This is a genomic window from Kitasatospora sp. NPDC091257, from assembly GCF_044757675.1.
Classification (GTDB): Bacteria; Actinomycetota; Actinomycetes; order Streptomycetales; family Streptomycetaceae; genus Kitasatospora; species Kitasatospora lactacystinica.
In genome coordinates, this window is record NZ_JBIVVI010000198.1 from 1 (window position 1) to 9,939 (window position 9,939).

General features: G+C 73.4%; 10 protein-coding genes and 1 pseudogene. 4 read left to right on the plus strand and 7 right to left on the minus strand.

Annotation, left to right across the window (positions count from 1 at the left end):
• Window positions 1-43: 43 nt before the first annotated feature.
• Both ACIQOV_RS12320 and ACIQOV_RS12325 read right to left on the minus strand, forming a co-directional pair.
• Window positions 44-745 carry a response regulator gene (locus ACIQOV_RS12320; RefSeq protein WP_401047848.1) on the minus strand — a complete coding sequence of 234 codons (702 nt, stop codon included), beginning with the start codon at window positions 743-745 and terminating at the stop codon, window positions 44-46.
• A 36-nt stretch (window positions 746-781) separates the two neighbouring features.
• Window positions 782-1,861 (minus strand): sensor histidine kinase, encoded by a 1,080-nt coding sequence (locus ACIQOV_RS12325; RefSeq protein WP_401047850.1) that lies wholly within the window; start codon window positions 1,859-1,861, stop codon window positions 782-784.
• A 202-nt stretch (window positions 1,862-2,063) separates the two neighbouring features.
• On the opposite strand from ACIQOV_RS12325, the gene ACIQOV_RS12330 reads away from it, so the two are divergent.
• On the plus strand, window positions 2,064-2,639 hold the full coding sequence (locus ACIQOV_RS12330) for a hypothetical protein (RefSeq protein WP_401047853.1): 576 nt from the start codon (window positions 2,064-2,066) through the stop codon (window positions 2,637-2,639).
• 13 nt (window positions 2,640-2,652) lie between these two features.
• Here the strand turns inward: ACIQOV_RS12330 and ACIQOV_RS12335 are convergent, their stop codons facing one another.
• Entirely contained in the window at window positions 2,653-3,657 is a 1,005-nt protein-coding gene (locus ACIQOV_RS12335; RefSeq protein WP_401047854.1) for a DMT family transporter, read from the minus strand.
• A 303-nt stretch (window positions 3,658-3,960) separates the two neighbouring features.
• Between ACIQOV_RS12335 and ACIQOV_RS12340 the strand changes: the two genes are divergently transcribed.
• From ACIQOV_RS12340 to ACIQOV_RS12350, 3 genes are all read left to right on the plus strand, one after another.
• Window positions 3,961-4,620, plus strand: coding sequence for a TetR/AcrR family transcriptional regulator (locus ACIQOV_RS12340; RefSeq protein WP_401047856.1), 660 nt, complete (start codon window positions 3,961-3,963; stop codon window positions 4,618-4,620).
• Between the two features lie 123 nt (window positions 4,621-4,743).
• Window positions 4,744-5,409, plus strand: coding sequence for a peptidylprolyl isomerase (locus ACIQOV_RS12345; protein WP_401047858.1), 666 nt, complete (start codon window positions 4,744-4,746; stop codon window positions 5,407-5,409).
• Window positions 5,410-5,515: 106 nt separating this feature from the next.
• Window positions 5,516-5,872 (plus strand): MazG-like family protein, encoded by a 357-nt coding sequence (locus tag ACIQOV_RS12350; RefSeq protein ID WP_401047860.1) that lies wholly within the window; start codon window positions 5,516-5,518, stop codon window positions 5,870-5,872.
• 114 nt (window positions 5,873-5,986) lie between these two features.
• Here ACIQOV_RS12350 and ACIQOV_RS12355 read toward each other — a convergent pair whose 3' ends face one another.
• From ACIQOV_RS12355 to ACIQOV_RS12370, 4 genes and pseudogenes are all read right to left on the minus strand, one after another.
• Window positions 5,987-7,297, minus strand: coding sequence for a geranylgeranyl reductase family protein (locus tag ACIQOV_RS12355; protein ID WP_359902234.1), 1,311 nt, complete (start codon window positions 7,295-7,297; stop codon window positions 5,987-5,989).
• A 212-nt stretch (window positions 7,298-7,509) separates the two neighbouring features.
• Window positions 7,510-8,205, minus strand: a complete 696-nt coding sequence (locus tag ACIQOV_RS12360) for a demethylmenaquinone methyltransferase (RefSeq protein WP_359902232.1) — start codon at window positions 8,203-8,205, stop codon at window positions 7,510-7,512.
• A gap of 229 nt (window positions 8,206-8,434) precedes the next feature.
• A complete protein-coding gene (locus tag ACIQOV_RS12365; protein ID WP_387691510.1) occupies window positions 8,435-9,022 on the minus strand; it encodes a hypothetical protein in 588 nt (195 codons plus the stop codon).
• Window positions 9,023-9,272: 250 nt separating this feature from the next.
• Window positions 9,273-9,939 (minus strand): annotated as a pseudogene (locus tag ACIQOV_RS12370) (hypothetical protein); the annotation flags it as partial.

The window sequence follows — 9,939 nt, forward strand, 5'->3', positions numbered from 1 at the left end:
CCCGGTCCCTCGCCTCCGGGCCCTCGCCCCGGGCTGGGGCCGGCTACTGGCGGCCGGTCGCCTGCTCCCAGATCCAGGCCGCGATGCCCACCCGGTTACGGGCTCCGATCTTGCGCTGGATGTTGGCGAGGTGGTTCTTCACCGTCCCCGGCGAGATGAACAGCCCCGCGCCGATCTCGGCGTTGGTCGCGCCGTCTGCCACCAGCTCGGCGATCTCCCTTTCCCTTGTGGTCAGTTCCTCCGTCGGGCCGGCTGTCGACTGCGGAGCCACCGCGGCCGCCTTGGCGCCGCCCCGCCCGGGCACCGGCTCCGCACCCGGGAGTGCCATGTGCCGCAGGAGCCGGACGGTGATCTGCGGGCTGATCAACGCATCCCCCGCCATCGCCGCCCGGACCGCCTCGATCAGCAGCACCGGCCCCGACCGCTTCAACAGGAATCCGGCCGCCCCGTGCCGCAGTGCCGTGTGCACGTACTCGTCCAGGTCGAAGGTGGTCACCACGATCACCTTGCACTGGTCGGCCAACTGCCGCGTGACCTCCAGACCATCGAGCTTCGGCATCCGGATGTCCGCGAGCACCACATCCGGCCGCAGCCTCCTGGCCTCCTGCACCGCAGCGGCACCGTCTGCCACCTCCGCCACCACCACCATGTCCGGCTGAACGTCCAGGATCATCCGGAACGCACTGCGCACGTCCGCCTGGTCGTCCGCGATCAGAATCCGAATCGGCCCTGTGCCGCTGCCCATCTCCGTACCTCCCCGCTACCCGTCCCGCCTCGGCTCCTACGAACCCGTCGGCCCCGCACCGGCCACCTCCAGTGGCAGCACCGCCGTCACCCGCCAGGCCTCCCGCTCGTGCGGGCCGGCTTCCAGCGAACCTCCGAGGGCCTCGACCCGGGCCGCCAAGCCCGGCAGGCCGCTGCCGCCGCCCCGGCGCGGCCGCCCTGCCGGGCCCGGGGCCCGACCGTCGTTGGTCACCGTCAGTTCCAGCCGTCCGCCGCTGCGGCGGGCCCGGATCTCGATCTCCCGCGCGGCCGGAGCATGCCGCCGGACATTGGTCAGGGACTCGACCACGATCCGGTGGACGGTGCCCTCCACCTCGCGCGGCACCGTCTCCTCCGGCAGCTCCAGACGGACCTCGGCTCCACCCGTCGCGGTGAACCGCTCGGCCACCTCGGCAAGTTCGGCGAGTCCGGGCTGCGGACCGCGGCCTCCGCCCTCCTCGCTGCGCAGCAGCTGTACCGTCCGGTCCAGCGAGGCCAGCGCCCGTTGCCCGGCCTGCTCTATTCGCTGGAACATCTCCGCCGCCCGGGCCGGATCGATCCCGGCCAGGTAGGCACCCGCCTGGGCCTGGGCGACCATGCCGCTGACATCGTGCGCCACGAAGTCGTGCAGGTCGTGGGCCAGCTCCAGCCGCTGCGCCCGCCTGGCCTCGGCCACTGCCTTGTTGCGCACCTCGTCCAGGCCCCGCAGGTAGAGCCCGATCAGCACGGCCGGCAGGGAGAGCATCGATCCGAACCCGAAGAGCGTGAGCGTGTCCGCGGGCCCCTCGATGAACACGAACCGGGACGGCCAGAGGGCGACCGCTCCGCAGGCCGTCCAGGCGGCCGCTGCACACCACGGGCCGTCCTCGGCGCGCAGGCCGACGACCACCGACAGCAGCAGGACGGCCAGCTCCACCAGGCCCAACAGCCCGGCCCAGCGCTGCCCCTCCACCCAGCGGCCGAGGAACCAGACGGCGGCCGTGACCGCGACCGACGCAGCCCCGAGCGCCATGGTCGCGGCCGCCGCCCCGTACCGCCGCCGCACCGACCAGGCGGTCGGCACCAGGACCAGGACGACCCCGGACAGGATCTGAGTCATCGTCACCACCTTCCTCGACTCCTCGACTGCCGTCACATTACGACGCCGCCCATGCGCCGCGCCTGTGCCGATCGGCATATTTCAAAGGCGGGTTGAGCAGGAGGAACAGCCCGATCGGCATCTGCCGCGAACCCCTGGCGGGGCTCCAGTCTTGAGTCGTCGCACCGGCCACGGAGGCCGGAGCCGAAGGGAGTCCACCACCATGTCGAAGCTCGTGATCAACGCCCGCGGCACCGCCCACCGGGCCGCGGCGGACGCCCCGGACGTCCCGCCCGCGCCGCGCTGGGCCCGGCTCGCCGCCAAGGCCGCCGTCCTGACCACCGTCCCCTCGGGGCTGTGGCGGATCGCCTTCGGCTTCGGCGTCCCGGTCGGCTTCAGCGGCGCGACGCTCGCCGCGTACGCCGAGCACCAACCGGGTTGGGGCACGCTCTACTGCGTGGCGCTGAGCGCCCTGGCCGAGTCGCTGGCCTTCCTGACCCTGGGCCTGGTCCGGCCCTGGGGGCTGGTGGCGCCCCGGTGGATACCGCTGCTGGGCGGCCGACGGGTCCGGCCACTCGCCGCGATCGTCCCGGCCTTGCTGGGCTCGGTGATCCTCACCTCCCTCGGTACGACCGCGCTCCTCGGCGGTTGGGCCCGCAACCTCGCCGAACCGGATTCTCCGCACGGGCTCGCCGGCGTGGTGATGACGCTCGCCTACCTGCCCCTGGTCGCCTGGGGCCCGCTGCTCGGTGCGGTCACCCTCGACTACGCCCGCCGGACGCTGTGGCGGCACCGGTGACGAGGGCGGCCGGTCACCCCTGGGCCGGCTCCGCGCTCGGCCCCACCGCATCCCTCCCGCTCGCGCCCTCGCCCTCGTCCTCGTTCCGGATCAGGGCCGGCGCGGGGGCCGGCGCGGGGGCCGTGCGCCGGCCCCACTCCGTCGCGACCAGCACCAGGGCTCCGCCGAGCAGGGCGAGCGGGCCCATCCGGTTCCCGGCCAGGGTGATCCCGAAGACGGCGGCCCACAACGGCTCGGTGCCGAGCAACAGGCTCACCCGCGAGGGCGACGTGGCCCGCACGGCCCACATCTGGACGAAGAAGGCGAACAGAGTGCAGAACAAGGACAGATGCAGCAGCCAGGCCCACTGGCCGGCTCCGTACGAACGGGCGACCGTCCACGGCGCAGGGCCGACCGACAGCGCGACGACGGAGAACACGCCGGTGGCCACGGCGAGTTGGACCCAGGTGACGGCGAGCATGTCGGTGTCGCGGACGGCTCGGGTGCGGGCCATCGCGAGGACGTACGCCGAGCGGACGAGGGCGGCGCCCAGCACCAGCAGATCTCCGAGCGTCGGAGGGCGCAGCCCGCCGTCGCCGGTGAGCAGGGCGACACCGAGGACGGCCAGCCCGGCGGCCGCGAGGAAGGCCTTCGGTGGTGCGGTCCGGCCGAGGGCGCTCTCGCCGAGCGGGGTGAGCACCATGGCGAGGCTGATGATCAGTCCGGCGTTGGTCGCGGAGGTGTGCACGGCTCCGTAGGTCTCCAGCAGGAAGATCCCGCTGAGCACCAGCCCCAGTGCGGCACCGCCGAGCCACTCGGCACGGCTCAGCCTCCGCAGGGCGCGCCAGGCGACCATCCCGAGCAGCGGCAGCACCAGCCCGAACCGCAGCACGAGCATCGCCACGACCGTCCCGGGCTCGGCCACGCGCTGGACGGCGAGGAAGCTCGATCCCCACACCACGGCCACGAGCAGGACCGGAAGATCACGAAGGACCGACGAGGACGAACCCTCGGGCAGGTCGGACAAGGAGGCTGACATGCGAAAGATCCCTCCGAACGGACGGAACCGGCGGGCGCGAGTACCGTACGGCGTCGGACGGACCCAAAGGGCCGGGCGGAGAGCCCGGCGGTGGACGAGGTGGAGCGTGGAGCAAAGGTGCGCCATCCTCGCGCACCAAACCGCCGATGATCAATGCCCTGCGCGGGCACCGATGGGTCGGGCGACGAGCAGGTGGCCGCGGCGGGCGGGCAGGCTCTGCTCGTAATGCAACTTGAGTCGCATTACGATGAGCACGGCGCGACCGTCACGCCACAGCAATCCCTGACGCGACCGGAGTCGACTTTGACTGAGGCCACCCACCCCGCGCCGGAACCCCGCACCCCCACCCCGCGCCCGGGCGGCCGCAGCGCCCGGGTCCGAGCGGAAGTGGTCGCCGCGACGCTCGCCGAAGTCACCGAGAAGGGGTACGACGGCCTCACCGTCGAGGCGGTCGCCACCCGCTCCGGCGCCCACAAGGCGACCCTCTACCGACGCTGGGGCGGAGTGGACGGCCTGGTCGCCGACGCCCTGACCGCCTCCGCCGACCAACCCTGGCCCCTGCCCGACACCGGAGACCTCCAGCAGGACCTCCGCCGGATCACCCAGGAGGTGTTCAGCGTCTTCACCGACCCGGTGCTCGGCCCCACACCGATAGCGCTGATCTCCGCCGCCCAGCGCTCGGACGCCGGCGCGGCCGCCCTCCGCGCCTTCTTCGCGGCCCGGCACCGCCAGGCCGCCGAGGTGGCCGAACGGGCCGTCGCCCGGGGCGAGCTCCCCTCGGGGACGGACGGTGCCGAGGTGGTCCGGGCCGCCACCGCACCGCTCTACTACCGCCTGTTCCTCTCCGGCGAGCCCCTGGACGCCCGCACCGCCGAGCGGGCCGCCGACGCCGCCGCCCTGGCCGCGAGCGCCGGGCTCTTCACGACCACCGCGACCACCACGACCACCACGGAACAGAACTGACAAACCGTCACACCACTGCCGCCCGAGCAGCCACGGCCGCCCCAACCCCTACCGCATCCCCATCCGGCCGTGGATGATGCACGCATGACAACCCCGCCGTCCACTCCCCGGAAGGTCCGTCACGTGAAGCGCACGCACTGGGCGCTGGTCGCCGCCGCCACCGTCCTCCCGCTCGTGGCGAGCACCGGCACCGCCGTCGCGGACGCCCCCGCGGCCGGCACCCCCACCGCCGGCTGCACCTACACACCGGCCGTCCCGGCCGACAACTTCAAGGGCATCCCGGTGTTCGACGCCAAGAAGGCGGCGAAGCCCTACCGCGCGACACTGCGGACCAGCCAGGGCCAGATCACCTTCGAGGCGCTGACCGACAAGGCGCCCTGCACCACCTTCTCGTTCCGGTTCCTCGCCGAGCACGACTACTTCGACCGCAGCCACTGCCACCGCCTCACCACCCAGCGGATCTACGTCCTCCAGTGCGGCGACCCGACCGGCACGGGCAGCGGCGGTCCGGGCTACTCCTTCCCGGACGAGAACCTGACCGGCGCCACCTACCCGGCCGGAACCGTGGCCATGGCCAACGCCGGCCCGAACACCAACGGCAGCCAGTTCTTCTTCGTCTGGAAGGACACCAAGCTCTCCCCCGCCTACACGCCCTTCGGCCGGATCACCGCCGGACTGGACGTGCTCCAGAAGATCGCCGCCGGCGGCGAGGACGACCAGAACAACCCGGGCGACGGCTTCCCCACGCTCCCGGTGAACATCCGCAACGTGAAGATCAACGCCCGCTGACCGGGCGGGCCGGACAGCCCCGGCCCGCCACCCGCCATCCCCCGCTCCCCGCTCCCGTACGGTGGCAGCACCAACGACACCGCAACGGGAGCAGGAGCAGCACCGCATGGACAGCCGGATCTGGGAGAGCGTCGACCACTTGGTCGCATGGCTGGACGAGCAGAGCACGCAGTCGCCCCAGGAGGAGCGACTGTTGCGGCTCCTCAAGCTCTCCGAGGAGATCGGCGAGGTCGGTGCGGCGGTGGTCGGTGCCACCGGCCAGAACCCGCGCAAGGGGGTCACCCACACCTGGGAGGACGTCCAGCACGAGCTCTGCGACGTCGTCTTCTCCGCCCTCGTCGCCCTGAGGACCCTCACCCCCGACGCGGCCCGGGTCTTCGCCGAGCGCCTCGCCTACGTCGAACAGCGCTCCACCGCCTCCCGGCGGGCGCCGGAGGAACCCCCGGCGGTCGACGAGGCATAGGCGACGCCCCCGTCAGAGGCGCGCCGTCCCCTCGGGTCAGGCCTCCTCCTGGCCCGGACGGGCCAGACACCCGGACGGGCCAGGCGCCGAACCGGACCGGGCACCCGATCCTGGTCAGGCGTTCGGCGCGACCCTGGCGAGACCGTTGATCACGCGGTCCATCGCGTCGCCGCCCTGCGGGTCGGTGAGGTTCGCGAGCAGCTTGAGGGTGAAGCGCATCAGCATCGGGTGGGTGAGGCCGCGCTGGGTGGCGATCTGCATCACCTTGGGGTTGCCGATGAGCTTCACGAAGGCGCGGCCCAGCGTGTAGTAGCCGCCGTACACGTCCTTGAGGATGCGCGGGTAGGCCTGGAGGGCACGCTCGCGGCCGCCGTCGGTGACCCGGGCGAGGGCCTGCACGATGACCCCGGCGGCGATCTGGCCGGATTCCATCGCGTAGGCGATGCCCTCGCCGTTGAAGGGATTGACCATGCCGCCCGCATCGCCGACCAGCAGCAGGCCGCGCGTGTAGTGCGGCTGCCGGTTGAAGGCCATCGGCAGTGCGGCGCCGCGGATCGGCTCGGTCATGTTCTCGGGGGTGTAGCCCCACTCCTCCGGCATGCCGGCGCACCAGGCCTTGAGCACCTCGCGCCAGTCCAGCTCACCGAAGGCCGGCGAGGAGTTGAGGATGCCGAGACCGACGTTGGAGGTGCCGTCGCCCATGCCGAAGACCCAGCCGTACCCGGGCAGCAGCTTGCGCTCGCTGCCGCGGGTGTCCCACAGCTCCAGCCAGGACTCCAGGTAGTCGTCGTCGTGGCGCGGCGAGGTGAAATAGGTGCGGTAGGCGACGCCCATCGGGCGGTCCTCGCGCCGGTGCAGACCCATGGCGAGGGAGAGCCGGGTGGAGTTGCCGTCGGCGGCGACCACCAGCGGGGCCCGGAAGGTGACCGGTCGCTTCTCGTCGCCGAGCTTGGCGGTGACGCCGACGATCCGGCCGGTGCGCTCGTCCAGGACCGGCCCGCTGACGTTGCAGCGCTCGTAGAGCCGCGCGCCGGCCTTCTCGGCCTGACGGGCGAGCAGCTCGTCGAAGTCGGCGCGCTTGCGCACCAGGCCGTAGTCGGGGAAGGAGGACAGCTCGGGCCAGTCCAGCTCCAGCCGGACACCGCCGCCGATGATGCGCAGGCCCTTGTTGTGCAGCCAGCCGTTCTCGGTGGAGACGTCGATGCCCATGTCCACCAGCTGCTTGGTGGCACGCGGGGTCAGGCCGTCGCCGCACACCTTCTCGCGCGGGAAGGCGGTCTTCTCCAGCAGCAGCACGTCCAGCCCGGCCTGGGCCAGGTAGTACGCGGTGGTGGAGCCGGCCGGGCCCGCGCCGACCACGATGACGTCGGCCGTGCTCTCCACGGGGCTGTCCGGCTTCGTCAGATCGGCTGCGGTCTCGGACACGTGGACACACTCCTGGAACTGCGGCTGGGGGACGGCGGCTCTGTCTCCGGCAGTCTAGTTCCGCTCACGTCACCGGATGCGCCCCCGCCCCCGACCGCCGGACCCGCGCCGCGGTCCCGCGCCGTACCGATCGAGCCTCGGCACCCGAAGCCGTGACACCCGGGCCCGGGGCCCGCGCCCGGATCGGCCGGGGCCGGATCGGCCGAGCCCGGCTACGCGATCTTGTAGGCCCGGTGCAGCGCGACGATCCCACCGGTCAGGTTCCGCCAGGCGACCTTCGACCAGCCGTTGTCCTGGAGCCTGGTGGCCAGCCCGGGCTGGTCCGGCCAGGCCCGGATGGACTCGGCGAGGTAGACGTACGCGTCCGGGTTGCTGCTGACGGCGGTGGCCACCGGCGGCAGCGCGCGCATCAGGTACTCGGTGTAGACCGTCCGGAACGGCGTCCAGGTCGGGGTGGAGAACTCGCAGATCACCAGCTTGCCGCCGGGCTTGGTGACCCGCAGCATCTCGCGCAGCCCCGCGTCGGTGTCCTGGACGTTGCGCAGCGCGAAGGAGATCGTCACCGAGTCGAAGGTGTCGTCCGCGAACGGCAGCCGGGTGGCGTCGCCGGCGGTGAGCGCCAGCTCGGGGTGGCGGCGCTTGCCCTCGGCGAGCATGCCGACCGAGAAGTCGCACGGGACGACCTCGGCCCCGGCCTCGGCGAAGGGCAGTGAGGAGGTGCCGGTGCCGGCCCCGAGGTCGAGCACGAGGTCCCCCGGCCCGGCGGCCACCGTCTCGGCCACCGCCCGACGCCAGGCACGGGCCTGGCCGAGGGAGAGCACGTCGTTGGTGCGGTCGTACTTGGCCGCGACGTCGTCGAACATGGCGGCGACTTCGTGCGGCTGCTTGTCCAGAGAGGCTCGGGTCACGCCCCCATTGTTCACCCTCGCACGGACGCCCCGACCAACGGGGCACACCGACCCGGACCCGACCCCGGAGTCGAACCCGGCCGAACCCCGGCCCGCGCCCGCGGGCCCGGGGCCGATCGCCGGGCCCGCGGCCGGACCCGGCACGCGCCCGACGTCTAGCAGCCGCCCGCCGCTACCGGGCTCGGCCCGCCGGTGCCGGACCCGGCCCACCCGTACCGGGCTCGGCCGGTCAGTGCTGAGCGCGCCGCCCGCCCGCGCGGCGCCGCCGACGCGACCGCTTGCCGTGCGTTATCGCGGGCATCCCGTCCGCCAGCGCCCCCGTCGCCAGCGCGAGGTTGGCGGCCAGCTTCCCCTGCCCGCCGCGGAGCGCGAGGGCCTTGTGATGCCGTCGGATGCGCAGCACGCAGATCACGAAGAGCACGACGGCCACCGGCACGCTGAACCGGGCCAGGCCCACGCCGACGGGCTGCGGGTAGGTGTCGCCGCAGATCCGCACCGCGCCCGGGTCGTCGGCGGCGTGTTCCAGGCAGATCCTGTCGCCGAGCCTGGCGCTGTCCGAGAGCGGCAGCGCGGCCGCGGTGTGCGGCTCCCCGCCGGCCCGGTAGCTGACGGCACTGTAGGTGCCGCCGCCGGTCGGGAGCTGGGTGACGACCCCCTCGACTCTCACCGGGTGCGCCTCGATCCGGTCGGCCTGGTCGGCCTGGCGCCAACCGAGCAGGCACATGCCGACGGCCAGCACGGCGCTGAGCACGGCGGCGAGGTACCAACCACGGCCCATCCGCGGGGTGCGCGGCGGGGGAACGGTCGCGGTTTGCATGGTTCCTGTCCTGGCTTGCCTTCGGGGCCGGGGACACGGCCCCGCCGCCCGCGGGCGCGGGCAGTGGTGTGGTGAGGGTACGGAGTGAGCTGTCCGGGATCGTATCCGCTGGCGGGCCCTCAGGTCACGATGAAGGGACAATCACTCTCCGGCACCGGCACCGGAGTTCGGGTGCACACGAAGGAAGTCCCGTTCGCCACAAGGAAATCCGGCTACTGACGAGTACGTCACACCCGCCGTGACGACCGTCTCACCGTCGGCGGTACACCAACCGCCCGCCCAGCACCGTGGCCAGGCACCCACCCGCCGCCGGCTCCGCGCCCGCCGCCGCGCCCGCACCCGCACCCGCACCCGCACCCGCACCCGCACCCGCACCCGCACCCGCGCCCACGTCCGCGCCCGACACGGCTTCCGCGCCCCCGTCCCCGATCCCGCCCCCCGCGACCGCGAACACCGCGAAGTCCGCCCGCCGCCCGGCCGCCACCCGCCCGTACACGGCCTCCGCGAGCGGCAGGACGGCCAGCGGGTCCAGCGACCCCGCGCCTTCGTCGCCCGGCCCTCCTGACGAACCGGCAGGTCCGGCCGGACCGGCCGGACCAGTAGGACCTGCAGAAGCAGCAGAACCGGCGGAAGCGGACGCCCCGGGCAGTCCCACGACCCCCGACCGCGCCACCGCCGTCCGCACCGAGGCCCGTTCGAAGGGCCCGGCCACCGCCGTCACGCCGTACCCGAGCATCCGCTGCAGTCCCCGCCGTGCGCTGGCCCCGCACCGCGCCTCGTCCGTGGACCCGGCCAGCCCGTCCGCCACCGGCTCGACGCCGACCTCCTCCCGGGCCGGCAGGACGAGGCCGGTGGCGGCGGTGTGGGCCGCCAGCCACTCGGCGGTGGGGACGACGCCGAAGAGGGTGCCGGAGAAA